26 protein-coding genes and 1 tRNA gene are annotated in these 25,645 nt (G+C 71.6%); 16 read left to right on the forward strand and 11 right to left on the reverse strand.

The genetic code is table 11. The annotated features are described in order from the left end of the window. The first annotated feature begins 403 nt into the window (after positions 1 to 403). Positions 404 to 1,453, forward strand: coding sequence for a hypothetical protein (locus ACMCNN_RS00635; protein WP_412744232.1), 1,050 nt, complete (start codon positions 404 to 406; stop codon positions 1,451 to 1,453). A gap of 285 nt (positions 1,454 to 1,738) precedes the next feature. On the opposite strand, the gene ACMCNN_RS00640 is transcribed toward ACMCNN_RS00635, so the two are convergent. Then, positions 1,739 to 2,227: a hypothetical protein gene (locus ACMCNN_RS00640; protein ID WP_412744233.1), complete on the reverse strand. Its 489-nt coding sequence runs from the start codon at positions 2,225 to 2,227 to the stop codon at positions 1,739 to 1,741. A gap of 242 nt (positions 2,228 to 2,469) precedes the next feature. Between ACMCNN_RS00640 and ACMCNN_RS00645 the strand changes: the two genes are divergently transcribed. The 7 genes from ACMCNN_RS00645 to ACMCNN_RS00675 are packed head-to-tail and all read left to right on the forward strand — an operon-like array spanning position 2,470 to position 6,955. Beyond that, a complete protein-coding gene (locus ACMCNN_RS00645) occupies positions 2,470 to 3,246 on the forward strand; it encodes a hypothetical protein (protein ID WP_412744234.1) in 777 nt (258 codons plus the stop codon). Then, positions 3,243 to 3,653 carry a phage holin family protein gene (locus ACMCNN_RS00650; protein WP_412744235.1) on the forward strand — a complete coding sequence of 137 codons (411 nt, stop codon included), beginning with the start codon at positions 3,243 to 3,245 and terminating at the stop codon, positions 3,651 to 3,653. The genes ACMCNN_RS00645 and ACMCNN_RS00650 overlap by 4 nt, the downstream gene beginning before the upstream one ends. Then, positions 3,629 to 4,228 (forward strand): DUF3618 domain-containing protein, encoded by a 600-nt coding sequence (locus tag ACMCNN_RS00655; protein ID WP_412744236.1) that lies wholly within the window; start codon positions 3,629 to 3,631, stop codon positions 4,226 to 4,228. The genes ACMCNN_RS00650 and ACMCNN_RS00655 overlap by 25 nt, the downstream gene beginning before the upstream one ends. Before the next feature lie 23 nt (positions 4,229 to 4,251). Further along, positions 4,252 to 4,431, forward strand: coding sequence for an antitoxin (locus ACMCNN_RS00660; protein WP_412744237.1), 180 nt, complete (start codon positions 4,252 to 4,254; stop codon positions 4,429 to 4,431). Positions 4,432 to 4,442: 11 nt separating this feature from the next. Further along, a complete protein-coding gene (locus ACMCNN_RS00665) occupies positions 4,443 to 5,180 on the forward strand; it encodes a histidine phosphatase family protein (protein WP_412744238.1) in 738 nt (245 codons plus the stop codon). Next, positions 5,164 to 6,021 (forward strand): NAD(P)H-hydrate dehydratase, encoded by an 858-nt coding sequence (locus ACMCNN_RS00670; protein ID WP_412744239.1) that lies wholly within the window; start codon positions 5,164 to 5,166, stop codon positions 6,019 to 6,021. Before ACMCNN_RS00665 ends, ACMCNN_RS00670 begins: the two co-directional genes overlap by 17 nt. Before the next feature lie 13 nt (positions 6,022 to 6,034). Continuing rightward, a complete protein-coding gene (locus ACMCNN_RS00675) occupies positions 6,035 to 6,955 on the forward strand; it encodes a glycosyltransferase family 2 protein (RefSeq protein WP_412744240.1) in 921 nt (306 codons plus the stop codon). 29 nt (positions 6,956 to 6,984) lie between these two features. Here ACMCNN_RS00675 and ACMCNN_RS00680 read toward each other — a convergent pair whose 3' ends face one another. The 3 genes from ACMCNN_RS00680 to ACMCNN_RS00690 form a co-directional block, all read right to left on the reverse strand. Beyond that, positions 6,985 to 7,455 carry a TspO/MBR family protein gene (locus ACMCNN_RS00680; protein ID WP_412744241.1) on the reverse strand — a complete coding sequence of 157 codons (471 nt, stop codon included), beginning with the start codon at positions 7,453 to 7,455 and terminating at the stop codon, positions 6,985 to 6,987. Positions 7,456 to 7,658: 203 nt separating this feature from the next. Further along, positions 7,659 to 8,009, reverse strand: coding sequence for an STAS domain-containing protein (locus tag ACMCNN_RS00685; protein WP_412744242.1), 351 nt, complete (start codon positions 8,007 to 8,009; stop codon positions 7,659 to 7,661). A 69-nt stretch (positions 8,010 to 8,078) separates the two neighbouring features. Beyond that, the gene (locus tag ACMCNN_RS00690; protein ID WP_412744243.1) at positions 8,079 to 8,738 is read right to left on the reverse strand and encodes a hypothetical protein; all 660 of its coding nucleotides are present in this window, start codon (positions 8,736 to 8,738) and stop codon (positions 8,079 to 8,081) included. A 124-nt stretch (positions 8,739 to 8,862) separates the two neighbouring features. Here ACMCNN_RS00690 and ACMCNN_RS00695 point away from each other — a divergent pair, with 124 nt between their 5' ends. Further along, positions 8,863 to 9,306, forward strand: coding sequence for an Hsp20/alpha crystallin family protein (locus ACMCNN_RS00695; RefSeq protein WP_412744244.1), 444 nt, complete (start codon positions 8,863 to 8,865; stop codon positions 9,304 to 9,306). A gap of 298 nt (positions 9,307 to 9,604) precedes the next feature. Here ACMCNN_RS00695 and ACMCNN_RS00700 read toward each other — a convergent pair whose 3' ends face one another. The 3 genes from ACMCNN_RS00700 to ACMCNN_RS00710 all read right to left on the reverse strand — a co-directional run bounded on the left by ACMCNN_RS00700 (position 9,605) and on the right by ACMCNN_RS00710 (position 12,188). After that, on the reverse strand, positions 9,605 to 11,065 hold the full coding sequence (locus tag ACMCNN_RS00700; protein WP_412744245.1) for a glycosyltransferase family 87 protein: 1,461 nt from the start codon (positions 11,063 to 11,065) through the stop codon (positions 9,605 to 9,607). A 79-nt stretch (positions 11,066 to 11,144) separates the two neighbouring features. Further along, a tRNA-Pro gene (locus tag ACMCNN_RS00705) sits at positions 11,145 to 11,221 on the reverse strand. Between the two features lie 73 nt (positions 11,222 to 11,294). Then, the gene (locus tag ACMCNN_RS00710; protein WP_412744246.1) at positions 11,295 to 12,188 is read right to left on the reverse strand and encodes a metallophosphoesterase; all 894 of its coding nucleotides are present in this window, start codon (positions 12,186 to 12,188) and stop codon (positions 11,295 to 11,297) included. Positions 12,189 to 12,213: 25 nt separating this feature from the next. On the opposite strand from ACMCNN_RS00710, the gene ACMCNN_RS00715 reads away from it, so the two are divergent. Then, positions 12,214 to 12,666 carry a GatB/YqeY domain-containing protein gene (locus tag ACMCNN_RS00715; RefSeq protein WP_412744247.1) on the forward strand — a complete coding sequence of 151 codons (453 nt, stop codon included), beginning with the start codon at positions 12,214 to 12,216 and terminating at the stop codon, positions 12,664 to 12,666. 91 nt (positions 12,667 to 12,757) lie between these two features. Here the strand turns inward: ACMCNN_RS00715 and ACMCNN_RS00720 are convergent, their stop codons facing one another. Next, positions 12,758 to 15,187, reverse strand: a complete 2,430-nt coding sequence (locus ACMCNN_RS00720; protein ID WP_412746995.1) for a transglycosylase domain-containing protein — start codon at positions 15,185 to 15,187, stop codon at positions 12,758 to 12,760. A gap of 328 nt (positions 15,188 to 15,515) precedes the next feature. On the opposite strand from ACMCNN_RS00720, the gene ACMCNN_RS00725 reads away from it, so the two are divergent. Further along, positions 15,516 to 15,818, forward strand: coding sequence for a WhiB family transcriptional regulator (locus tag ACMCNN_RS00725; RefSeq protein WP_130509556.1), 303 nt, complete (start codon positions 15,516 to 15,518; stop codon positions 15,816 to 15,818). Positions 15,819 to 15,843: 25 nt separating this feature from the next. Here ACMCNN_RS00725 and ACMCNN_RS00730 read toward each other — a convergent pair whose 3' ends face one another. From ACMCNN_RS00730 to ACMCNN_RS00740, 3 genes are all read right to left on the reverse strand, one after another. Then, complete coding sequence (locus tag ACMCNN_RS00730; protein ID WP_412746996.1) at positions 15,844 to 16,974, reverse strand: ArsA family ATPase; 1,131 nt, start codon at positions 16,972 to 16,974, stop codon at positions 15,844 to 15,846. Positions 16,975 to 17,114: 140 nt separating this feature from the next. Then, complete coding sequence (locus tag ACMCNN_RS00735; protein ID WP_412744248.1) at positions 17,115 to 18,074, reverse strand: ArsA family ATPase; 960 nt, start codon at positions 18,072 to 18,074, stop codon at positions 17,115 to 17,117. Positions 18,075 to 18,107: 33 nt separating this feature from the next. Continuing rightward, complete coding sequence (locus ACMCNN_RS00740) at positions 18,108 to 19,163, reverse strand: hypothetical protein (RefSeq protein WP_412744249.1); 1,056 nt, start codon at positions 19,161 to 19,163, stop codon at positions 18,108 to 18,110. A 119-nt stretch (positions 19,164 to 19,282) separates the two neighbouring features. Between ACMCNN_RS00740 and ACMCNN_RS00745 the strand changes: the two genes are divergently transcribed. From ACMCNN_RS00745 to ACMCNN_RS00765, 5 genes are all read left to right on the forward strand, one after another. Next, positions 19,283 to 19,438, forward strand: a complete 156-nt coding sequence (locus ACMCNN_RS00745) for a DUF4177 domain-containing protein (RefSeq protein WP_089295015.1) — start codon at positions 19,283 to 19,285, stop codon at positions 19,436 to 19,438. 26 nt (positions 19,439 to 19,464) lie between these two features. Then, entirely contained in the window at positions 19,465 to 19,920 is a 456-nt protein-coding gene (locus tag ACMCNN_RS00750; protein ID WP_412744250.1) for a RidA family protein, read from the forward strand. Positions 19,921 to 20,064: 144 nt separating this feature from the next. Beyond that, a complete protein-coding gene (locus tag ACMCNN_RS00755) occupies positions 20,065 to 20,853 on the forward strand; it encodes an MBL fold metallo-hydrolase (RefSeq protein WP_412744251.1) in 789 nt (262 codons plus the stop codon). Then, positions 20,850 to 24,527, forward strand: a complete 3,678-nt coding sequence (locus ACMCNN_RS00760; RefSeq protein ID WP_412744252.1) for an adenylate/guanylate cyclase domain-containing protein — start codon at positions 20,850 to 20,852, stop codon at positions 24,525 to 24,527. Before ACMCNN_RS00755 ends, ACMCNN_RS00760 begins: the two co-directional genes overlap by 4 nt. A gap of 31 nt (positions 24,528 to 24,558) precedes the next feature. After that, on the forward strand, positions 24,559 to 25,611 hold the full coding sequence (locus ACMCNN_RS00765) for a serine/threonine-protein kinase (protein WP_412744253.1): 1,053 nt from the start codon (positions 24,559 to 24,561) through the stop codon (positions 25,609 to 25,611). Positions 25,612 to 25,645 lie beyond the last annotated feature (34 nt).

A 25,645-nucleotide genomic window follows, 5' to 3' on the forward strand; every position in this document is an offset into this window, starting at 1 on the left:
ATGATGGGCGTAACTCGGGCGTAGCGACTCAAGTCCATGTCTACGTCCGTATCCATCGGCTGTCACCGTCCTCTCAACCCCTCTTCGCCACTGGCCGCGAAAGTGTTCGCACATTCTCGCGAGGGCCGGGGCGGTGGGCGGCAGGAGGCGGCCCCATGCCGCGTACGGCAGTGGCTTGCAGTCTGGGTGATCGTCACGGCTGGACCGCGGTGAGGATCTCGCTCTTGTGTACCGGCCCGAACGTGATCTATTCATCCGCGCAGGTCGAGGTCGAGGGGACAGCGGCGGACGGTGGCACCCCGTTCGTCGTCGTTGATCTTGCGTAGGCCGGGCCATCAGGTGCGAGCGCGCCCCTCGCCCGGCAGACTCTCATCATCCGGAACCAGCGGCCGATGAGGTTACGGTGAACAAGCTGGGGGTGGACAGCAGCGCGGCTAACGCCGAGCAGCTGTCGGCTGCCCTGCTCGCCCTGGAGGACCGCGTCATCATGGATGCCGCCGCGGGGTACGCCGCCGCGGTGCAACTCGAACGGCGGGCGGAGGCTCTGGGCGACGAGGCATTGCTCATGCGCGCCCGGCTGTGCTGGATCGACATGCTCAGGCGCACGGGCGACGTCCCGGAAGCCGCCCGGCAGATCAAGGGCATTCAGACCTGGGCACGCAAGCATGGCGACCGCCGGCTGCAGGCGCGGGCGCACCTGGTCCGGGCCAACATCGAACGGCTGTCCGGTCACGGGCCCAAGTTCCTCGGGCACGCGCGCAGCGCCGTCGATCTGCTCGACGAGACCGCCACCGCGCCCATGCAGATCTGGCACCGGGTCCGGCTGGCTGATGCGCTGGCCGAGAACGGTGACATGGACGCGGCTCGGCCGTACTACCGCCAGGCGGAGGAACTGGCCCGGGAGTTCCATGAGTGGGAACGGCTCACCGTGGTGCTGAACAACTGGGCCTACGCCGAGCACGAGACCGGCGAGTCCGTGCGGGCCGGGGAGGTCGCGCGGCGGATGCAGAGCCACGCGGCAGCGCGCGGCTACTACCTGGACGCGGATGAGCTGGAGACGATCGGGGCGATCCAGATCACCAACGGCGAGTACGCCGAGGCTGAGCAGACCATGCAGGTCTGCATCGCCCGTTACAAGGGCGCGGGGCCCAACGACGCCGAGGAGATGGCCGAATTCCTGCTGACCCTGGCCCGGGCTCAGCGCGGTCTGGGCGCAACCGCCCGGGCGCTGGCGAGCCTGGAGGCCGCCCACCAGCAGTGCACAGAGCGTGGCCTGCGGCAGGTTCTGGTGCGGGTGTATCAGGAGAAGGCCGAGCTGCACGCCGTCCGGGGTGAGCACGCCGAAGCGCTCGCCGCGAAGGAAGCCTTCATCGCCGCGCGGGACAGCCCCACCTCCCCGCGGCGAACGCCGATGCGTGCCGTCCTGCGCGCGCTCATGCGGGACAGCCGATAGTCGCTGTGCGGTTCCGCCCAGTCCCCTGAACGTGCGACTGGCGATCCGCACACGCACGACCGAGAAGCCACCGCGCCCGGTGTCTGTTGTGCTGCTCACGCCGACCGTTACCGACGGCAGAGCCACCAGTCTTATCGCACCGAAGCTGAAAATGGCGACGCCTCGGCTTGGCTGTCTCGCGCGGATGATTGACCCGAAGCTCCGATAGCGGCGCGCCCGCCCTACCCAACTGCGTGGTATGGGCGGGCCGGCGCCGGTCTCAATCGTGGTCCTGAGCTACGACAGTTACTTCTTCTCGACGTAGTACCCGTAGGCGAAGCCGCCGGGCTGCGTGCCCGTGACAACGCCCGTGAACGTGACGGCGTCCGGTTTGGGCAGTGCGACGCTCTGCTGGAGGATCGACCCGTCACACTTCTGCGTGGCCGTGGTCGAGGAAGCGGTGTTGGCAACGGTGCCCACCTGCAGCGTCACCACTGCCCCACCCGTGCAGACGAACGCGAACGTCACGTTGAGGACGCCCTTGGGTGTGGTGGCCAGTGTGTTGCCCACGTGGGGTTCGAGCTGGCCTGCGCCGCTGCCCAGCGCTTCCCTGGTACTGAACGCCCGCTTCAATGCAGTCTCCGCGTCGGCGCTGTTGGCAGCCGAGGTGGTGGAGGGAGCCGGTGTCGGTTGGGAACCGGAGGGCTTGTCGCCGTCGCATGCCGTCACGACGAGTGCCGTGGCGGCGAGGCAGACGACGGTCGCGATGCGGGTGGCGCTCGGTGAGGACTGCACGCTGGTTCCCCGTAGGTAAAGGATCATGGGCGGCTGACATCCTGGCACGCCAAGTCAAGATGATCGATCAATGGCGGGACCCTCACCTCGAGGGGGCACCAGGCCGCGCGTGGCGACCAGGAGAGACCTGCGGAAAGGCGAGGAGTCGCTGTCCCTGGTTTGCGCGAGGTTCCGCGCATAGGCGGTCGTGCGCCGGGTAGGTGTCGGAGCGAGGGCATACCGACAACGCCTTGGAGGTCCCCATGAGTGACATTCCGTCCAGCCCTGGTGTCCGCAGCCGCGGCCCTGACCTCGACCTTCCGCCAGCGTCGCCGGGCTCGGCCTACACGCAGGCACCGCCCGAACCGGCGCCGCGATCCGAGAGCGCGTCGTCGGGCTCGTCCACCGAGGGGCAGGCGAAGCAGGTGGCACAGGCAGGTACGGAAGCCGCCCGGCAGGCTGCCGGTGAGGTGAAGGACACGGCGAAGGACCAGGCGCAGCGGGTCGCCGCGGAGGCGACAGCCCAGACCCGCAACCTCGCCTCGGAGGTACGCGATCGCCTGGGGGAGCAGGCCCGGAGCCAGAACGACCGGCTGGTCGGCACGATCCGGCAGACAGCGGACCAGCTCGACGAGATGCGGGGTGACCGCGCCGACTCGCCGGCCGCCACGGTCGTGTCGCGGGTGGCGGACAGCGGCCGGCAGTTCGCCGACTACCTCGACCGGCACGGGCCGGAGGGGGTTCTGCAGGAGGTTCAGGACTTCGCGCGGCGCCGTCCGGGAGCGTTCCTGGCGGCGGCATTGGCGGCGGGCTTCGTGGTCGGCCGCCTCGGCAAGAGCGTGACCAAGGCTGACGACCACTCCGGACAGGCCAAGCCGACCAGCGACACGTTCACCTCGCGGAGCGGCAACACGGCCGGCTATGCGCCCGGATACCCGAGCGCTCCCACCCCCAGCGAGTACGCCGCGACCGGTACCGGCGTCCCCGTGGCGGTCACTGAGGACTACGGCTCCGAGGCGTACCCGGGGGGCGTGCGATGACCCGGCCGTACCCCGACCGGCCCGAAGTTGGCGAGACGTCGGTCGGTGAGCTGATCGGCAACATCAGCGACGATCTGTCCCGGCTGTTCCGGCAGGAGGTGGAACTGGCCAAGGCTGAGCTCAAACATGAGGCGGCCAAGGCGGGCAGAGCCGCCGGCATGCTGGGCGGCGCGGGCTTCGCCGGCTACCTGGCCATCGTCCTGGTGAGCTTTGCCCTGGTGTTCGCGTTGGCCAACGTCATGGACGCCGGCTGGGCCGCGCTCATCGTGGCCGTCCTCTGGGGCGTGATCGGCGCGGTGCTGTACGCCGCCGGCCGCAGCCAACTCAAGACCGTGGATCCCATGCCGCGGCGCACCGTCGACACGATCAAGGAGGACGCGCAATGGCTGAAGAACCCGACCGGCTGAGGCAGGACATCGAGCACACCAGGGCGTCCCTGACCCGGGACGTGGACCTGCTGGCCGACAAGACGAGCCCGAAGCGGGTCGCGCAACGCCGCTGGACGGCGGTGAAGGAGAAGGTCATGGGCAGCTCGGACCAGGCCCGGCATGCTGCGGGCGGCGCGTTGAGCACGGTGCAGGACAAGACGCAGCATGCGGGCAACGCGGTGGGGGAGAAGGCGCACGAGGCCGTCGATGCCGTCCGCGGCGCACCGCAGGCGGTCACCCGGCAGGCGCAGGGCAACCCGCTGGCGGCCGGCATCATCGCGTTCGGGGCCGGCCTGCTGGCGGCCACCCTGATCCCCACCTCCGACGCCGAGCAACGCGTCGGGCAGCAGATCCGGGACCACTCCGGCGAGCTGACCGACCGGGTCAAGGACGCCGCGTCCGAGATCGGGTCGGACCTCAAGGCGAGTGCTCAGGAGGCGGTGCAGCAGGTCGAGCAGACCGCCCGGGACGCCGCCCAGACGACCAGCGAGCAGGCGCAGTCGTCGGCGCGCGACGCTGGGCAACAGGTCAAGCAAGCAGCGTCGCACTCCTGAGGAACCGCCGGAAGGGGGCAGAGATGGGCTTCATGGACAAGGCCGAGGATTTCGTCGACCAGCACGACAAGCAGGTCGACGAGGGACTCGAAAAGGTTGGGGAACAGGTCGACGACCGGACCGGGAACAAGTACTCGTCCCAGATCGACAAGGGTGTCGACGAGGCGCAGGAACGGACCGGCAGCGGCGACAGCCAGCAGTGACGACACGGGCCGTGAGGCGAAGGGATGAGCTGCGGTGGCTGGGCGTGGTCCGGCACGGTGAGAGCACCGGCAACCGGACCGCCCAGCTGGCCGAGCAGGACGGTCTCGAACGGATCGACATCCCGCAGCGGGACGCCGACGTGCCGCTCTCGCAGCTCGGGCAGGACCAGGCCGTTGCTCTCGGGCGGTGGATCGCCGCCCGAGAGCCGGCTCAACGTCCCGAGGTGGCGGTCGTGTCGCCGTACCGGCGGGCGCGGCAGACGGCGGCGGCGGTGCTGGCCGGTCTCGACGTGCCGGTGGTGGTCGATGAACGGCTGCGCGACCGGGAACTCGGGGTCCTGGACCTGCTCACCGCGCGCGGGGTGGCCGCGTTGCAGCCGGCGGAGGACGCGCGCCGCCGGTGGCACGGCAAGTTCTACTACCGCCCGCCCGGCGGGGAGTCCTGGACCGATGTGCTTCTGCGGCTGCGGATGCTGCTGCGGGAGCTGCGCGAGGACCATCCCGACGGCCGGGTGCTTCTGTTCGGCCACGAAGCCACCGTCCTGCTCGTGCGGTATCTGGCCGAGGGGCTGGACGAGGCCCAACTGATGACGCTGGCCCACACGAACCGCATCGCGAACTGCTCGATCTCCAGCTGGCGCCGGGTCGACGGAGTACTGGAACCGGAGCTGTTCAACCACGTCGAGCACCTGCACGCCGCCGGGACCCCTGCGACCGTTCAGGAGGACGTCCATGCCGAACCCGGCTGACGAAGCGGTGGTCACCCCGCGGCTGCTGCGTGCGTGGCCCCTGCCCGACCCCGAGGGCGACAAGAAGGACCGCGGAACCGTGCTGATCGTCGGTGGTTCCCGGGACACGCCCGGAGCAGTCCTGCTGGCCGGCGTGGCGGCGCTGCGGTCCGGGGCGGGGAGACTGCAGCTGGCCGTCGAGGCGTCCACCGCGGCGTCGCTGAGCATCGCGGTGCCCGAGGCCAAGGTCGTGAGCCTGCCGGAACGGCACGGTGACGCCCCTGACGCACTGCTGGAGCTGGCCGCCGAGGCGGATGTGATCGCCCTCGGGCCCGGCCTCGACGACGTCGATGAAACAGCGGCGCTGATGACCAAGGTGCTCGACGCCGCCGCAGAGACCACGGCGGTCGTGCTCGATGCGTACGCACTGGGCGCCCTCAGCACCGACGATGGGCTGCTGGCGGGCCGTACGCAGCCGGTCGTGCTGACCCCCAACATCACCGAGGCAGCACGCCTGGCGCAACAGGCCGATGTGGGCGATGACCTGGCCGGGACCGCCCGAGCCATCGCAGCGCGATACCGCGCAGTGGTCGCGCTGCACGGCCACGTCGCCGCGCCGGACGGTCGGTGCTGGCGTGAGGAGAGCGGCGACGTCGGCCTGGCCACGTCTGGCAGCGGCGACGTCCACGCCGGGATCGTGGCCGGTCTGCTCGCCCGCGGCGCCGATGCCGCCCAGGCGGCCTGCTGGGCGACGTTCGCGCATGCGGTCAGCGGCCAGCGCCTCGCCCCTCGCTACGGCCGGACCGGGTTCCTGGCCCGCGAACTCGTCGACGAGGTCGCTTATACCCTGGCCATGGTCTAGGAGCATCCTCGTCGTGTCCTCCGTGACCGTGGTCGTGGCCACCCGCAATCGCTGCCAGCAGCTGATGCGGCTGTTGCCGAGACACGCGGCACCGGTGATCGTGGTGGACAACGGTTCGGACGACAGCACTCCGGAGATGGTGCAGAGCTATTTTCCCCACGTCCGCCTGATCCGCCTGGCGGAGAACGTCGGTGTGGCCGCCCGCAACATCGGCGTGGCCGCAGCCGAGACGCCGTATGTGGCCTTCGCCGACGACGACTCCTACTGGGAGGGCGACGCGTTGCGGTCCGCGGCGCACCTGTTCGCCGCTCATCCGCGGGCCGCGCTGCTCACCGGGCGCGTCCTCGTCGGCCGGCGGGGCCACCTCGACACCGTCTCCGCCGAGATGGCCGCCGCACCGATCGGGACGGCCGCGGACCTGCCGGGTCCGTCGGTGTTGGGCTTTCTGGCCTGTGCGGCGGCCGTGCGCAGGGATGCGTTTCTCGCGGTCGGCGGGTTCGAGGCCAAACTTCACATGTACGGCGAGGAGGCGCTGCTGGCCATGGACCTCGCGAGCAGGGGCTGGGGTCTGGCGTACGTGCCGTCCCTAGTGGTTCGGCACTTCCCGCAGGCGACCGGCCGGGATCCGGGCGCCCGGCGCCGACGGCAGGTGCGCAACGATCTGCTCACCACCTGGACGCGCCGGCCGGTTGGGGTCGGCGCCCGCGCGGCGTTGCGGTGCCTGGGCAGCCGCGAGGGCCGGGGCGGACTGCGCGACGCGCTCGCCGAGCTGGCCTGGGTGAGGCGTCACCGACGCCCGGTAGCACCGAGGATCGAGGCAGCACTGCGTATCCTCGCCTCCACACCGGCGCTCAGCGTCGCCTCCGTGCCGGACGCCCTGCCGCCTGCAGCGCAACGCCCGCCCTCACCGCTTGACGGCCAGCAGCAGCGGTAGTGCCCAGAGCCGATCGCGCCGCCGGGTGATCACCGCCCCCGGTTACGCGCGGCGATGGAAGCGGTCAGTGCGGTGGCGAATGTCGTCCAGGCGGCGTAGGGGGCGACCGCCGCCGCAGCGGCACGGTCGACACGCCATGCCCGGCTCAGCAGGGACATGGTGGACGCGGTGAGCAGGGCGCTCTCGGCCAGCGCGGCGCGCGGCGCGCGGGCGCCGAAGAAGACGAGGGGCCAGCCGGCGTTGAGGGCCAGGTTGACACCGAGGGTCCGGGTGAATCTCGCGCGTGCGGGCCCCGCAGCGTGGTCCAGCACGCGGGCGCTGGCGACCGCGAGCAGGCCGTACAGGGTTGTCCAGACGATCGGGAAGGCAGCCGGCGGCGGTTGCCAGCGAGGCTTGGCCAGCGACCGGTACCAGAGCGAGCCGGGTCGCGTAACCAGCGAACCGGTGAGCGCCGCAGCTGTCACCGCCGCCGAAGTCTTGACCAGCGTGGGCATTGGCATTCAGGCGCAGTACCCGATCCGGCCCAGCCGAATCGTTGCGATGTGACGCGCGCGGTGGTTTGGCGAGGCGGCGTCTCCCGGAAGTCCGGGCTGCGGCGCCGCGCTGCCGTTCGGGTGTTGCCACTGCAGGAGAAAAGCCGGTGATCCGAACCGGGGCGGCGAGGCGCACGCTCCTACCGCCGCGCACCTGTCAGTCGGAATCCTCACGGCGGGCCGAGGTGAAATGGACCGGTGAGTCGGCAGATGGTCAGGACCCGTCGGACCATGTCGCCGGCTGAGCGGATCTCCAGCCGGGTGCCCAGCTGCTGGGCGGTGTGGTGGCAGGCGAGTAGGGCGCGGACGCCGGCGGCGTCCAAGAAGGTCACGCCGGCCATGTCCAGCACGAGGCGGCGGCAGGGGCGGTGTTGCAGCAGGTGGGTGACGACCTGTTGCAGGTGGTGGTGGGTGGCGAGGTCGATGTCGCCCTTGACGGTCACGACGATCGCGGGGTCGATGTCTGCCGGCATCTGTACGTCCGGCTGCGGGTCGCTGTCGGAGGTGTCGAGGCTGGACACGTCGAGCCTTCCGGGCCGGTTGGTCAAACGGTGGGTGTGGACCGTCGCAGGTCGTGACCCGCGCCGGTGTCAGTCTTCGGACTCGGCTGGTTCGGAAATCGGGGTTCGGCGCTGCCGTTCCCGGCGCCGTTGGGTGGCATCGCGTACCTGGTCGGTGTTGTCGGCGACGGTGGTGATCCGTTCGGCCAGTGTGGCGTGTCGGGGCTGGAGGTAGTGGTGGGTGTCGGCGAGTAGCGGCAGCAGTTCGGCCGGGTCGGCGGCGCCGAGGGCGTGGTGGAGCCGGTCCAGACTGGCCTGGGCGTGCGGGCCGAGATCGGTCAGCGCGGTGATCTGGCCGGCGAGCTGCCGCAGGTCGGCGCTATTGGTACGGGCCCAGTCGGTAACCGCGCGGGTGCCCGCGCGGCGGTCGCGTTCGGCGGTCACGCGTTCGTCGGCGGTGGCGGTGGTGTCGTCGTGGTCGCTGCGGCGGATCCGTAGGTAGCGGCGTTCGGCGGCTTGGCGGCTGGCCACGCCCATGGCGGGGGCGAGGTCGGCCCAGCTGATGCCGGCGGCGCGGGCGGTGGCGATGAGTTGCGGCTCGCAGACGTCGAGCAGTTCACGCAACTGGCGCAGCGCGATTAACGCGATCATGGCCGGCGCGCCGGAAGGGGGTGCGTCGCGGGTGGGCGTGGTGGCGGCCAGGATCAGCGCGAGCGCGGCCTGCGCGTCGTGATGCTCGTGTCCGCTCATGCCGCCACCTCTCGCTGGTCATCTGGTTGATGACGTGCTTCTTGTCGTCGTTCCGATGACATGGTACAACGGTGTCAGAGCGCATTGGCACCCCTGTTGGTGAGCAGATTCGGAGGTGGAACCGATGTTGGTGCGCACTGACCCGTTCCGTGAACTCGACCGGTGGACCCGGCAGATGCTGGGCGACCCGCAGTCCGGCACCTGGTCGCGGCCGGTCGCGATGCCGCTGGACGCGTATCGCACGAGCGACGAGTTCATCGTGGCGTTCGACCTGCCCGGCGTCTCGCCCGACAGCATCGACGTCGACATCGAGCGCAACGTGCTGACGGTCAAGGCCGAACGGCGGCCGCTGGATCTGGGCAACGACGCGCAGTTGCAAGCGTCGGAACGATCCTTGGGCGTGTTCTCCCGCCAGCTGATCCTGTCGGACGTGCTCGACAGCGAGCGGATCCAGGCGGGCTACGACAACGGCGTGTTGGTGCTGCGGATCCCCGTACTGGAGAAGGCCAAGCCGCGCAAGGTGAACGTGGCGGTCAACAACAGCGAACCCACCGCGATCAACGCCTGACCCTTCCACAACCAGCAACTCGGAAGGGAGGACCGTACGAAAGACGGGCGTGACCATGGCATCGGGGAACCCTGGCGGTGCGCCGGGGTTCCCCGCGCATCCCATCGCGGCGGACCGACGCCAGCACCCGGGCCGGCAGTCTCCAGACGGCGTAGCCGAATTCCCTCGCCGGCGACAATGCCGCACGGCTGGGAAGGCATCCACGTCGAACGGCTGCGGATACGCAGCCATCCGGCCACCCTCGCAGCCGTCCACGGATACTCGCCGCGTCGACCTGCCCGGGAGGGGAAATGCCAGTTCAGGGCCTCGGGATGTGTCGGTCGGCGGTGGTGTTCGAATCCCTTGTCAGCCGAGCCGTCTCCAAGGTGTCTCCAACACGCAGGTCCGATCGTCCTGCCGCGGGAAGCGCCGGGACCGGAACCAGTGACTCGACCGTCGGGCAGCCGCACGCTGCTGCCGGGTGAAGGGCGGTCGTTGGCACCGTCGCTGGCCGCCTGACCGTCGGCGCGATCAGAAGCGCCGCCAGCAGCAGGATCTCGGCGCAGACCAGCCAGCCCTGGGCGGTCGTGCCCCGTCCGAGCACCAGCCTCAGGTACGCCTCCGGCATCCCGAGCAATGCCAGACCCGGCACGAACAGCGGCACCGGGGGCCGGTCCACCACGATGTGCAGCAGGACGACCGCGTACCCGATGAGCAGGAAGTGCACCTCGGAGATGCCGCCGACCAGGAACGTGCCGAACAGCAGCACCGCACCCAGCCAGATCGGCGACGGCCGGTTTCCCGCGCGCACTCCCCGCCACACCAGCCCCACGATTGCCACCAGCGTCACCGCGGCCGCCGCCAGGCCGAGCGCGTGCGGCGCGTCCTGCCCCTCGGCCCAGCCGCGCAGCGACAGGTTATTGATCGCGTTGTCGCCGTGCAGGTTGGTGCCGGTGAGGCAGTAGCGCAACACGCTCGGAAATGTCATCCCGCCGGGCACGATGCCCATGGCGAGCAGCAACAGCGCACCGGCTGGCACCATCGTCGTAACCAGCGGCATCCACCGCCGGTGCAGCACTGGCACCAGCACCAGTGGCGCGAGCAGCGGCTTGACTAGCAGCGAGGCGGCCAGCAGTGCGCAGCCGAGCACCCACCGGCCGCGGCGGAAGGCGAGCAGCGCGCCGACAGCGACCGGCACCAGCAGCTCGCTGAGATTGCCGAGCAAGAGCGACCGGTTCGCGATCACCCCGCCGAGCAGGCCCATGATCGCGACGCCGAAGACTGTCAGGCGGTGCTCGCGCGGCGCCTGGCGGGCGACCATCCCCGCCGCCAGCAGCAGGGCGCCGACGCCGGCCAGCACCCAGGCGACGAAGCCGCCGGTCTGCGAGCCGAGCGCGGTCGGCAGCAGCACCACGGCCGCCGTCGGCGGATAGACGAACAGGTGGTCGGTGAAGACGGAGTTGCCGTCCAGCAATGCCTGGGCCGCGCCCCTTACCGGAAGGTAGTCGATTCCGACCGCGACCCAGCCACCGAGAACGTCGTACAGGCCGAGCCCGACGAAGATCGCGGCGACAAGTGCGATCAGCAGCCCGACTATCAGCGGCGAAATCCGGCGTCCCAGTACCACTCCGGAAGAATCGGTCGATCCGGGCGTGGGTTGAGGGGCGAAGTCTGTGACGACGCTGCGCTTCCACGGCCTGCGGCACTCGTGCGCGATGTGACTGGTGGCCGACGGCGCGCTGATCAACGACGTCGAGTGCTCGCTGCCTTTGCGGCTCATTCGCTGCCTGTCGATGGCAGTCCGTCCCTGTAGAACGGCGAAGGCCCCTCCGGGGAGGGGCCTTGACCTGCAACTTCTCTGGTCGGGGTGGCCGGATTTGAACCGACGGCCTCTTCGTCCCGAACGAAGCGCGCTACCAAGCTGCGCCACACCCCGAGCGTGCGGAGCAATAGTATCCGACCGCCCCGCCCAGGCAAATCCGGTATCCCCCTGCGGATGAAACCGCAGGTCAGCGCGGTATCAAGGTGAGAACAGTGGCCTCCGGACGGCAGGCGAAGCGGATCGGCGCGGTGGGGTGGGTGCCCAGCCCCGCGGAGACGTGCAACCACGAGTCCGAGCCGGGCCAGCGGTGCAGGCCCTTGGCCATGGAGGTGGGGAGGTCGCAGTTCGTGGTGAGGGCGCCGTACCCCGGGACGCACACCTGGCCGCCGTGGGTGTGTCCGGCCAGCAGGAGTGTGAAGCCGTCGGCGGCCATCGCGTCCAGGACCCAGGAGGCGGGGGTGTGGGTGACCCCGATGTGCAGGTCGACGCCCGCCGACGCGGGGCCTGCTACGGACGGGTAGTCGTCCCGGTCGACGTGCGGGTCGTCGACCCCGACCAGTTCCACGGAGCGGCCGCCCGCCTTCAGGACCGTACGGGCGTTGTTCAGGTCTGCCCAGCCGGCGTCCGTGAAGGTCTGCCGCAGCGCCTCGTACGGCAGGTCGACGCCCTGGACGTACTCCCGTTCCGGCAGCAGGTACCGCAGCGGGTTCCCCCAGACCGGGCCGCGGTAGTCGTTGGAGCCGAACACGAACGCTCCGGGGAGCCCGAGGAACGGCTGGAGGGCGCGTACGACGCCGGGCACCGACTCGGGGTCGGCCATGTTGTCGCCGGTGACCACGACCAGGTCCGGGTCGGTGCCGCCGAGCGCGGCCACCCAGTCCTGCTTGCGCCGCTGGGCGGGCATCATGTGCAGGTCGGACAGGTGCAGGATGCGCAGGGGTTCGGCGTCGGGCGCCAGCACCGGCACGTCGACGCGGCGCAGCGTGAACATGTTCCGCTCGACCAGCGAGGCGTACGCGAACGTGGCGGCGCCGGCGGCGAGGGTACCGGCGGCCAGGGTGATAAGGGGGCGCTTTCGCATACCGGCCAGGGTAGTTTGACCCACCATGGGAACGCTGAAAGACCGCCTGAACGATGACCTGCACGCCGCCATGAAGGGCCGCGACGAGCTGACCACCGCCACGCTGCGGATGGCGCTCTCGGCCGTGCGCACCGCCGAGGTGTCCGGCACCGAGGCCCGTCAGCTCAGCGACGACGAGGTGATCTCGGTGCTGACCAAGGAGGCGAAGAAGCGCCGGGAGGCGGCCACCGCGTTCGCCGGGGCGGGGCGCGCCGAGGCGGCCGCGAAGGAGACCGCCGAGGGGGAGATCCTGGACCGCTATCTGCCGAAGCAGCTCAGCGACGCGGAGATCGCCGAGCTGGTCGCGGGGGCGCTGCAGGCGGGCGGGTTCACCGGCAAGGCCCAGATGGGCCCGGCCATGAAGGCGGCCCAGGCCGCGGTGGCCGGCCGGGCCGAGGGCGGCCGGGTGGCTGCGGAGGTACGTCGCCAGCTCGGCTGACACATCACGGGCCGCTGACGGGTACGGCGGCAGCAGACGGCGACGGCCGGGTGCCCTGTTCGGGGCCCCGGCCGTCGTCGTTGTCGCGTGCCTAGCGTCTCGGTTTCTTCGTACCCGGGAACTGGATGATCGGCGGCGTCTGGCCCGGCGGCGTGCCGACGAGCGGCGGCGCGTCGGACTTGCCGTTGCTGACCAGGATCTCCACCGCGCCGCCCTTGATCGTGCGGTTGGGCGGGTTGGTGCCGGCGGCGGTGCCGAGCGGGCACTTGGAGTCCACGTCCGCGCCGATCGTGGGGCTGAAGCCGGCGTTGTCGAGCCGGGACCGGGCGTCGCTGAGCGCGTCACAGGTCACGTCGGGGATGGAGCGCTGGTCCCCGTACGCCATCTTCTCGTTGCCGGGCTTCTTGAACTGTTCCTTCGGCTTGCCGTCCATGTAGTCGGCGACGGTCTCCCAGACGGCCGGGTTGACGATGCCGTGCGACATCCGGTCCCGGTGGTCGGGCCAGTCCGGATTGACCAGATAGCCCGCGACCACGATCGATGTGGTGCCGACGATCAGCGCGGCGGTCTTGTCGTGGTCGGTGGTGCCGGTCTTGCCGAACACGGGGTGCCCCACTGCGCTGTGCGCGCCGGGAGCGGTCGCTCCGCCGCAGTGGCCGAGCTGCGCCGAGTCGCCGACCGGGCAGCGGGTCGCGTCGAGTGCGGCGCGGGCCACGTCGGCGCTGGTGGCGCGGGTGCAGTGCGGCTTGCCGACGTCGATCTTCTCGCCGTCGTGGGTGCTGATCTGCTCGACCGGGGTCGGCTCGCAGTACATGCCGTCACCGGCCAGCGTGGCGTACGCGTTGGCCATGTCCAGCGGGGTGGAGGCGGAGACGCCGAGGGTGAACGCACCCCACTGGTGGGCGGCGTCCTTGTTGTTGGCGATGTCGGCGTCGTTCTTCGCCCGGAACTTGATGCCGAAGCGCTTGGCGACGTCGACGACGTTCTCGGCGCCGACGCGCTCCTCCAGGGGCACGAAGTACGTGTTGACCGACTTACCGAAGCCGGTCCACATGTTGTAGACGCCCTCCTCGCCGCCACCCGCGTTGGAGGGGCAGTAGAAGTGGGTGCCGGGGCACGCGGCGGGACTGCTCGGGCTGATGATGTAGCCCGACTTGTACCGCTTCTCCGCCTTGATGGTGTAGCCGAGCGGGTAGCCCTTCTCCAACGCGGCGACCATGGTGAACATCTTGGTCACCGAGCCGGCCTGGTAGCCGGTGATGTCGCCGCCGCCGCTGAGCAGCGGGTTGGTGGTGTTGGGGTAGCTGCCCCGGATGTCCTTGCGGGCCTTCGCCGGGTCGGACGAGATCTCGTTCTGCGGGTTCTTCGGGTCGTCCAGCTTGAACTTGCGGTTCGCGGCCAGGGCCCGGACCTTGCCGGTGCCGGGCTCGACCGCGGCCAGCAGCAGGGCGTCCTTGTTCTTGTCGGAGATGTGGTCGAGGATCCGGGCGCGCGCCGCCTTCTGCGCCTGGACGTCCATCGCCAGCTGGATGCGGTAGCCGCCGCTCTTGAGCCGCCGCTCCCGGTCGTACGGGGTGGCGCCGAAGGTCTCCTGGCTGAGCCACCAGCGGTAGAAGTAGTCGCAGATGAAGCCCCAGTTGTTCTTCGCCACCGCGTTGCAGCCGCTGGTGGCCCGCTGCACCGTGCGGGCGATCACGACCTTCTTGGCCTCGTCGGCCTGCGCCTGGGTGATGTACTTCAGCTCGACCATGTCGCCGATCACGTAGTTGCGCCGGTTCAGCGCCTGCGGGTAGCCGCCGGGCGTGGTCGGGTTGAACGCGGTCGGCGCCTTCACCATGCTGGCCAGCAGCGCCGCCTCGGCCACGGTCAGGTCCTTGGGCTTTTTGTTGAAGTAGACCTGGCTGGCGGCGAAGACGCCGTACGCGCCGTTGCCGAAGGGGGCGACGTTGAGGTAGCGCTCCAGGATCTGGTCCTTGGTGAGTTCCTTCTCGATCTGCAGCGCGTACTTCATCTCGTTGATCTTGCGGCGCGGGGTGTCCTGGGTGGCGTCGATGACCTCCTTGGGGTTGGTCGCCGAGTACGCCAGGGACATGCGCACGTACTGCATCGTCAGGGTCGAGGCGCCCTGCTTCGACTTGCCGTTGTTGTTGTTCACGAAGGCGCGGGCGACGCCCTTCATGTCGACGCCGTTGTGGTGGTAGAACTCGTGGTCCTCCGCGGCGATGATCGCGTGCTGCATGTTGATCGAGATGTCGCGCAGCGGCACGTCGCTGCGGAACTCGTCATACATGATCGCGACGAGGGTCTTGTTGTCGGAGGCGAAGATCCGGCTGACCTGCGGCGCCGTGGCCTGCTTCAGCTCGCTGGGCAGCTGCGAGAACGTCTCGCCGCCGGCCTTGGCGGCCAGGCCGGTCATGGCGACCGCCGGGAAGGCGGCCGCGGCAACGACGACACCCGCGAGCAGGCCGCAGATCAGCAGCGAGGTCGCGTTGGCGAAGATGTTGTGGTCGCGTCGGCGCATCCAGGAGGTCACGCCAGCAGGGTACGCGACGTATGCCCGTGTCTGCCTGCCCGAAAGCCACGGTTCGCCCAGGGTGATTGTGCCGTCTCCGCCGGTGAGCGCGCAGCACCTTTCCGACTTTGCACCGTGACTGCACCGTCACTGCACCGGACTGAATGGTCCGACATGCCCGGAACTCCCGAGCTATACGTTTTTGAGGGACAACATTGCGTAATCGTCCGACTACGGAGCATGATGGTCCGGCGAACTGTCGCACGACGTCGGCGCGGCCCGGGGGACGTGAGCCAGCCGGACGTCAGGGGGTAGAGGCAAGGGGGGACGTGAACACATGGGGATGATCAGCGACTGGCCCAGCATGGCGGCGTGTCAGAGTGGCGACCCTGACGCGCTGTTCGTGCAGGGCGCCGAGCAGAACGTGGCCAAGAGGATCTGCCGCAGCTGCCCGGTCCGCTACGAGTGCCTTGCCGATGCACTGGACAACCGGATCGAATTCGGCGTCTGGGGAGGCATGACCGAGCGGGAGCGCCGCGCGCTGCTGCGGCGCCACCCGTACGTGGCGAGCTGGCGGAAGATGTTCGAGGCCGCGCTGAGGGAGAAGAGCGCCGACCGGGTGCTCGTCTCGGCACGCTGACTCCGCCGGAAACGCCCGGAACCCGTCACGCGGTGAGGGCGGCACCGATCGTCCGCAGTCCGTCGACGTCGTGCACGTCGGCGGGCTGCGCCGGTACCGGCACCGCCGGCACCGCCGGGAACGCGCCCGTGAACTCGGCCGCGACCCGTACCTCGCGCTCGATCTGGCGCAGCAACCTCGCGTGCACCCGCAACGCGTCCGCGGTCACCGGCTGGCCGCCGGCGGCGTCCAGCGCCTCCGCGGCGGCCTCCGCCGCCTCCACCGACACGGTGGTCAGTTCGGCCTGGTGAGTGCGGTTGAGCACCAGGCCTGCCAGCGGCATCCGCTCGGCCACGAGCCGCTCGGCGAAGTACGCGGCCTCCCGCACCGCATCGCGCTCCGGCGCCGCCACCAGCAGGAACGCGGTCTGCGGGTCCTGCAGGATCCGGTACGTCTCATCCGCCCGGTGCCGGAAGCCGCCGAACATCGAATCCAGCGCCGCCACGAAGCCCGACAGATCCGTCAGCAACTGAGCGCCGAGCACCTTCTGCACCGCACGGGTGAACAGCCCGAACGACGCGGTCATCAGCGAGAACACGCTCCGGCCGGAACGCGCCGGGGCCAGCAGCAGGCGCAGCATCCGCCCGTCGAGGAACCGGGACAGCCGGGCCGGGGCGTCCAGGAAGTCCAGCGCCGACCGGGAGGGGGGCGTGTCCACCACGATCAGGTCCCACTCGTCGCGGGCCCGCAACTGGCCCAGCTTCTCCATCGCCATGTACTCCTGCGTGCCCGAGAACGTCGAGCTCATGGCCTGGTAGAACGGGTTCGCGAAGATCTCCGCCGCTCGCTGCGGGGTGGTGTGCGCCTGCACGACCTCGTCGAACGTGCGCTTCATGTCGAGCATCATGGCGTGCAACTCGCCGCCGGAAGCGTCCGTGTCGATGCCCTTGACCTGCCGCGGCGTGTTGTCCAGCTCGGTCAGCCCCATGGACTGCGCCAGCCTGCGGGCCGGGTCGATGGTCAGCACGACCGTCCGGCGGCCGTGGTGCTCGGCGGCCCGCAACCCCAGCGCGGCGGCCGTCGTGGTCTTGCCGACCCCGCCGGAGCCGCAACACACCACGATGCGGATGGCCGGATCGGCCAATAGGCCGTCCACATCCAGCCGGGGCACGTCCAGACCGGGGCGGTCCAGGCCGGGCCCGTCCGGGTGTGAGACGGTCAGATCAGCGGCGGCCACCCCTTGAGCGTACTGAGTGGGCGCCCCCTGCGCCCTGCGCGGCGCTGCGTGCTGTGGCGGGTCGGACACGGAACGCCCGGTCAACCGGCCAGCAGGTGTTCGGCCAGCTCGTCCAGGCCGGCCCGGTCCACCCCCTGCTCCAGCAGCGGCAGCTCCACCATCGGGCGGCCCGCCTCGACCAGGTCAGCGCGCAGCGACTCCTCCAGCTCCCGGCGGGTCAGGTGCGCCCGCGCCTCGGCGTGCAGGCCGTTCACGGTCGCCGGGTCGGCGGGCAGACCGGCCGCCGCCAGGCCGCGGCGCAGCTCGGCCTTGGTCACCTTGCCGCCGGTCAGCAGCGGGGGACGGGCGCCGTTGACGATGATCCGGCCCACCGGGATGTGCAGGGAGGTCAGCTCGGCGATCGCGTCGAGGCTCTCCTGCACCGGCATCTCCTCCAGCAGCGTGACCACGTGTACGGAGGTCATCGCCGAGCGCAGCAGCGAGGCCACGCCGTCGCTCTGGGTCTTGATCGGGCCCATCTTGGCCAGCCGGGCGGTCTCCGCTGTCACGTTCAGGAACCGGCCGATCCGGCCCGTCGGCGGGGCGTCCAGCACCACCGCGTCGTACGCCCGGCGCCCGTCCACCGAACGGGTGGTCGCCTCCTTCACCTTCCCGGTGAGCAGCACGTCCCGCAGGCCCGGGGCGATCGTGGTGGCGAAGTCGATGGCGCCGACCTTGCGCAGCGCCCGGCCCGCGGCGCCCAGCCGGTAGAACATGTCGAGGTACTCCAGCAGCGCCTCCTCGGCGTCCACCGCCAGCGCCCGGACCTCGCCGCCGCCGGGAACCGTGGCGATGCGCCGTTCCTCGTACGGCAGGGGGTCCGTGCCGAACAGCTGCGCGATGCCCTGCCGGCCCTCCACCTCGACCAGGAGTGTGCGCCGCCCACCGGAGGCCAGTGCCAGCGCCAGTGCGGCCGCCACGCTGGTCTTACCCGCGCCGCCCTTGCCCGTCACCACATGCAGCCGTGCCGGCCAGCGGCCGGTCCGTTCGATCCCACCCACTACTTCACAGTAGGTCAGACCGACCGCAGCCGATCACCCGCGGACGTCGCAGACCAGCCAGCCGGACTTGTGCACCACCGTGAACGTGAGGCCCTGCTGGGCTGTCTTCTCGTCCGCGGTCGCCATGGTCAGCTGCACGGACACGGTCGCCAGGTCGCTGTTGTGCGTGCCGACGGCCGGTTCGGTCCAGCTGAAGGTCGGGGAGGCGTACTCGGCCGAATAGCCTTTGATCTGCTCGACCCGCGCGGCCAGGCGCTTGGCGTTGCGCGCCTCGCGGCAGATCAGGCCGTCGGCCTCCGTGGCGTCCTGCTCTGTGTAGACCGCGGTCAGGAAGCGGTCGACCGCGGTCGCCGGATCCGGTGCGCCCTTGCCCCGGTCGGCGTTGCGCAACAGCAGGTACGCCGAGACCGCGCCGCCACCACAGAACAGCAGTGTCGCCGCCAGGGCCGCGGACACCCAGACGCCGGTACGCCGGGTGCGCGGCGGGATGCCGACCGGCTCCGTCGGCTGCTCCGCCGGGAAGCCCGCGGTCGGCCCGGTCGGCTGCTGCCAGGCGGCCGTCTGCTGGTGGGAGACCGGCTGGAATTGCTCTGTGACGTCCGGGTCGGGCTGCGTCGGCAGGACGCTCGTCGGCTCGTCACCGCCTGCCGGTGACGGCAGGACGCTCGTCGGTTCGTCACCCGGGATGAGCGCGGTGGGGGAGCCGGGGTGGCCCGGCTCCCCGGGGTAGGCGCCGAGCGGCGGCCACTCCCGCTCCGCGCGCGGCGGCAGCGCGTCGATGAAGTCCGCGCCGTCGGCCGGGTGGGCGGACGCCGGGTCCGGCGCCGTCCCGGCCTCTCCGGGGAATGCCTCGGCCGCCGCGATCGAAGCCCGGGGACCCGTTGTCTGCCCCGGCGCGGGTGTGATCGGCGGCCACTCGGGCCGGGCGGTGGTGGGGTCGTCGGCCGCGTGCGGCGGCTCCGGCGGTGGGACCGGCGCGGGCGGCGGGATGGGCTGCGGCGGCTCTGGTTCGGGCAGCGGGGGTTCGGGCTGGGGATGACCCGGAAGGGCGCCCTCAGCGGCGGAGTCGTCCCGGGGCTCCTGCGTCATGGTGTCCCCTGCCGTGCTGGATGTGAGCTGCCGCTCAGCCTAACCAAAATGCCCGGCCCGCGAGCCCTAAGCTGACGCCGTGGCCGCGTCGCGGCCGACGATGAGGGAGCTGGCAGGCAATGCAGAAGTGGGAGTACGTGACCGTGCCGCTGCTGGTCCACGCGACCAAGCAGATCCTCGACAACTGGGGAGACGACGGCTGGGAACTCGTGCAGGTCGTGCCGGGGCCGAACCCGGAGCAGCTGGTCGCGTACATGAAGCGGGCGAAATCGTGAGCGCGCCGGTGAGCGGGAGTGGGGCCGTGGACGCGTACGCGCGGCTGAAGGAACTGGGGCTCACGCTGCCCGAGGTGGTCCCGCCGCTGGCCTCCTACGTGCCGGCGGTGCAGTCGGGCAACCACGTGTACGTCTCCGGCCAGCTGCCGATCGTCGACGGCAAACTGCAGACCGTGGGCAAGGTCGGCGCCGAGGTGACAGCGGAGCAGGGTGCCGAGCTGGCGCGGATCTGCGCGCTGAACGTCCTGGCCGCGATCGACTCCCTGGTCGGCCTGGGCCGGCTCGTGAAGATCGTCAAGCTGAACGGGTTCGTGGCGTCCGCGCCCGGATTCACCGGTCAGCCCGCGGTGGTCAACGGCGCCTCCGAGCTGTTCGGCGCGGTGCTCGGCGAGATCGGGCGGCACGCCCGCGCCGCCGTCGGCGTGGCGGAACTGCCGCTGGGCGCCCCGGTCGAGGTCGACGTGATCGCCGAGATCGCCTGACCGGCGGCGATCAGCCCGACGGACCCGCGGTGAGCTGCCGCTCCGCCCGCCGGTGGACCTCTCCACCGGCGGGCCGGGCAGGCCGCCGGGAGGGCCCGGTTCGGGGGTCGGCCCGGTCGGCGCCGGCGACGTACGATGCCCTGCATGCGGGGTGTCACGCCGGTCGACCGGTTGCCGGACGGGGTGACGCTGATCCGCGCCCCCAACCCGGGGCCGATGACCCTCGACGGGACGAACACCTGGGTGCTGCGACCGCCCGGCGCGGCGGGCGCCCTGGTGGTGGATCCGGGGCCGGACGACCCGGCGCATCTGGCCGAGATCGCCGCCCACGGGCCGGTCAGCGCCATCCTCATCACGCACGGCCACCACGACCACGTCGAGGGCGCGGCCCGGCTGTCGGAACTGCTCGGCGGGGTGCCGGTGCGTGCCGCCGACCCGGCGCACTGCGTGGGTGCTCCACCGCTGACCGCCGGGGTGCTGGTGCTGGGAGGCCGGGAGATCGAGGTGCTGCCGGCGCCCGGGCACACCCGGGACTCGGTCTGCTTCCGTACGGGTGACGCGGTGTTCTCCGGGGACACCATTCTCGGGCGGGGCACCACGGTCGTGGCGTACCCCGATGGAGACCTCGGTTCGTACCTCGACAGCCTGACGATGCTGACCGCGTACCCGAGCATGCTTCTGCCCGGCCACGGCCCGGCGCTGGCCGACTGCGCCGCCGCCGCGCGGGCCTATCTGGCGCACCGCCGCGACCGGCTCGCCCAGGTCGAGGCCGCGATGGCGGCCGGGGCGCGGACGCCGGGCGACATCGTCGACGCGGTCTATCCCGACATCGACCCGGCCATCCGGTTCGCGGCCGAGGCGTCCGCCCGCGCCCAACTCGACTATCTGAGACGGGAATCACCGCGGCTGCCGGAACAGTTGGACCCGCTGTGACCTGTCCGGTCTGTGGAACCGTCCCCGTGCCGGGCGGCCGCTTCTGCCACAACTGCGGTGCCGCGCTGCCCGCCGCGGCCACCCTGCCCGCCGCCGAGCGGCGCATCGTCACCGTGCTCTTCGGCGACCTGTCCGACTTCACCTCCTGGTCGGAGGACCTCGACCCGGAACGCGTCGGCGCTGTCACCGACCGGGTGCTGGCCGCGCTCGCGGGCGCGGTGAAGACGTTCGGCGGGCACGTCGACAAGCTCACCGGCGACGGGATCATGGCGGTGTTCGGGGCGCCCGTCGCGCACGAGGACGATGCCGAACGGGCGGTCCGGGCGGCGCTGAGCATGCAGCGGGCGGTGCGCCGGGTGCTCGACGACGAGCGGGGCGGCGGCGCGCCGCTCGGGCTGCGCGTCGGGCTGAACACCGGCGAGGTGGTCGCGGGCATCCAGGCCGCGCTGGAGTACACGGTCATCGGCGACACGGTCAACACCGCGGCGCGGCTGGCCGACGCGGCCGCGGTCGGCGCGGTGTACGCGGGCAGCCGCACCACCCTCGGCACCCGGCACGTGGCGTCGTGGCGCCAGCTGCGCCCGCTGCGCCTGAAGGGCAAACGCGAGCCGGTCCCGACGTATGAGCTGCTGGGGCTGCACGACGCGCCGGGCACCCGCTCCGGACTCGGGGACGAGGCGCCGTTCGTGGGGCGGGAGACCGAGCTGGGCCGGGTCGCCGGGCGCCTCGGCGAGGCCATCGACTCCGGCACCCCGCGCGTGCTGGTGATGACCGCGGAGGCCGGTATCGGCAAGACCCGCTTCGCGTCCGAGGTCAAGCGGCTGGCCACGGGCTTCGACCTGGGGGCCGGCCAGTTCGCGGGGCACACCGGCGCGCGGGTGCTGCGGGTGCGCTGCCGCGCGTTCGGGGAGCGCCGCCGGTTCGCGCCGCTGGCCGACCTGGTCCGCAAGTCCGTCGGCCTGCCCCGCGACGTGGCCGCCACGATGAACCGGCCGGTGGTCGAGGAGCGGCTGCGCAAGCTCGTGGCGCGGCTCGGCCGCGACGGCGAGGCACCGGACATCGACCTCGACCGGCTGCTGGCCCTGCTCGGCTACGGCGAACCCCCGGCCGCCCCGGTCGGCCCCGCCGGGGTCGCGCAGTGGCAGCCCAGCGGCGGCCCGCCCGACGCCGAAGCGATGCCGCGGGCGGTCGCCGACCTGCTCACCGCGCTGGCCCGGGAGGCCCCGCTGGTGGTGATCGTGGACGACCTGCACGACGCCACGGGCGAGACCATCGACGCGCTGGGCAGCACGCTGTCGCGGTTGGACGGCCCCGTCGTGGTGCTGCTGCTCGGCCGCCCCGAGCTGGTCCGTACGGCCGGGGCGCTGACCCGGCTGGCCGACGCCGAGGTGCACACACTGCCGCCGCTGCGCGGGGCGGACGCCGCGCGGCTGCTCACCGCGTACCTGGCCGGGGGCCGGTTGGCGCAGCCGGACGTGGACCGGCTGCTGGCCACCGCCCAGGGCAACGCGTTCTACCTGGCCGAGCTGGTCACGTTGCTGCTGGAGCGCGGGGCGCTGATCCCCGCCGTGGGCGACCCCTCCGGACGGTGGGAGCTGGCGGCCGGATCGCTGGACACCAAGCTGCTCTCCCGCGACCTCGCGGCGGTGCTGGCGGCGCGCATCGACGCGCTGCCGGTGGAGCCGCGCTCTGTGCTGCGGGACGCGGCGGTGGTCGGCGACCGGGTGCCCACAGGGGTGATCGAGGCGCTGCGGGAGCGGCGTACCGCCGGTGACACCCGTCCGGGCGCGGTCGCCACGGTCGAACTGGACCGGGCGGTGGACGAGCTGCTGCAGCGCCGGATGCTGCACCGGGTGCGGGGCGGCTTCTCGTTCACCACGCCGCTGATGCGCGAGGCCGCGTACAACGGGATCAGCAAGGCGGATCTCGCGGAGCGGCACGCGTACCTGGCGCGGTGGGCGGCGCCGGAGACGGTCACCGAGCTGGGGTACGACGCGGCGGGCCGGCTGAGCCTGAGCGAGCAGGACCGCGACGCGTTCGTCGCCACGCACGCCGAGTGCGCGATGGAGCTGGCCGACGAGGTGCGGCTGCGCCCGGACGCCGCGGTGCGGGGGGTCGCCTCGCTCGGCGTCGCCGCGCTGGGCCGGCTGGCGCGGCGGGCCCTGGCCAACATCGAACCGGCCGCCGCCATCGAGTACGCGGAGCGGGCCGTCGCGCTCGCACCGGACGGGCTGCCGCTGGCCGATCAGCTCGTGCACGCCAGGGCGCTGCTGCGGCTGGGACGCGCCGAGGAGGCCCTGGTCTTCGGCGAGAAGATCGCCACCGGGGCGGACGACGACCCGGCGTCGCGGGCCGAGGCGTTATTGGTGGTCGGGCGCGCACACGAGGCGCTCGGCGACATGCCGCGGGCGGTGGCCTCCTGGCAGGAGGCGCTGGACGTGGCGACCGAGGCGCAACTCGCCCCCGAACGGGCGAACGCCATGCGGCGCCTGGGCATGGCCGACTTCCTGGCCGGGCGGCTCAGCCAGGCCAGCAGCCGGTTCGCGGCCGCGTACCAGGTGACGCTGGCGGCGGGGGACCGGCACGGGCAGGCGTGGGCGTTGCAGAACCTGGCCTGGGTGACCACGACCCGCGGCGACTTCGCGGGTACCGACGCGGTCCTCGGGCGCGCGGCGCGGCTGTTCGCCGAGCTGGGTGACGCGACAGGGCGGGCGTGGCTGCGGGGCACCACGGCGTTCGCTCGGCTGCTGGCGGGGCGGTTGCATGAGTCGCGGCGGCTGGCCCGGGTGTTCCTGCCGTTCGGGGACCGGGTCGGCGAGGGCTGGGCGGTGGGCACGCTGCGGGCGGTCGAGGCGTACGCGTCTGTCGAGCTGGGCGAGCTGGCCGAGGCGGACCGGGAGGCGCGGCGGGCGTACCGGGACTTCGCGGCGATGTCGGACGACTGGGGGCGCGGGCTGGCGCTGGTGGTGCGCGGTGCGATCGCCCGTGGACTGGGCGAGCCGGAACACGCAGTGGACCTGCTCACCGACGCGCTCGGGTACGCGCACCGGACCGGTCATCCGCTGCTGCTGGGCATGGCGCTGACGTTGCGCGGCTTCGTGTCCCTGCAGCGCGGGGACGTGGCCAGCGCGGAGGCCGACGCGCACCGGGTGATGGCCGCGGTGGAGCCGCACAACCCGCTGGCGCCCGCGCAGGTGGGGCCGCGGGTGCTGCTGGCCGAGGCGCGGCTGCGCAGCGGCGACGCGGCCACCGCGGTGGGGCTGCTGGCGCCGATCGCCAGCGACATGAGCAAACCCTCGCTGCTGTTCTCGCGGCGCCAGGCCCTCTCCTCGTACGCGTCGGCGCTGCTCGCGCAGGGCCGGGTGTCCGAGGCGCTGACCTGGGTGGAGCGGGCCATCGAGGTCCCGGCGGAGGACGTGCGCAGCAAGGTGGTCGCCGCGATGGTGGCGGCCCGGGTGCTGGCGGCGGCCGACCGGATCGGGGAGGCGAAGCAGGCCGCGGAGGAGGCGGTACGGCTCGCGTACTCCACGGAACAGGTGAGTGAGCGGGCCAAGGCGGAGGCGTTGCGGGACACGATCGGGCTGTGCTTCACCGACAACATGAAGAACAAAGCGGAGGGGTCCATCGTGGACCCGCCGGAATCTGTCGCGTACGCGTCTGACGTGCCCGGATGATCCCGGCACCGGCTGGCGTATTTTCTATTCCGTGACGGAGACCCCTGGCGCCCTGCCGACGCCGTACGTGCCTGGCATGTCCGGTTTGTCGATCATGGCGCGCGGCGGGTACGCGACCGTGTACCGGGCCACCCAGGACTCCGTGGGGCGTGAGGTCGCCATCAAGATGGAGAACCGCACCCTGGACAGTCACCGGGACCAGGCGCGCTTCCTGCGGGAGGCGCGGGCGGCCGGGCGGATGTCGTCGCACCCGCACGTGGTGGACCTGTTCGACGTCGGGGTGACCGTCGACCAGCACCCGTATTTGATCATGGAACTCTGCGACGGCTCGTACCTGGAACGGATGCGGGTCTCCCCGCTCGGCCCGGTGGAGACCCGCGACGTCGGGGTGAAGATCGCCGACGCGCTGGTGCACTCGCACGCCAACGGGGTCCTGCACCGCGACGTCAAGCCGGCCAACATCCTGTACTCGCAGTTCAACTCCGCCGTGCTGGCCGACTTCGGGCTGGCGGTGCTGGGCGAGATGCGCGATTCGTCGGTCACCCTGGAGGTGCTCACCCCCGCGTACGCGCCGCCCGAGATGTTCCGCCAGGACACCCCCTCCGGCGCGGTGGACGTGTACTCCCTGTGCGCCAGCCTGTACGCGATGATGCGCGGGCGGCCGCCGCGCTGGGACTCCGACCGCAGCCCCAGCCTGATCACCCTGATGGAGCTGTTCGACCGGCCGATCCCCGACCTGCCGGGGGTGCCCCGCTCGCTGACCGACGTGCTGCGGTACGGGATGGCCAGCGATCCGCGCGCCCGCCCCAACGCCGAGCAGTTGCGCGACATGCTGGTCGGCCTGCAGCTCGGCCCCAGCAACCCGCACCCGCCGTACGCCACGGGCGGGGTGTCCAGTCTGTACTTCACCGGCGGGTTCGTGCCGCCCCGGCCGGGACCGTCCTCGGCGCCGCCCCGGCCGGTCCCGCCGGCGTCACCGACCCGTGACCTGCCCGACGAGACACCGACCGTCAACACCGGCGAGCCCAAGCGGGCCAAGCGCAAGTGGTTCGGCTTCGGCGACACTCCATCGGGCAGACCTTGACGAGTTTCGGTCAGGAACTGACCAGAACTCCACA

It is taken from the genome of Krasilnikovia sp. MM14-A1004 (assembly GCF_047159485.1).
GTDB lineage: Bacteria > Actinomycetota > Actinomycetes > Mycobacteriales > Micromonosporaceae > Actinoplanes.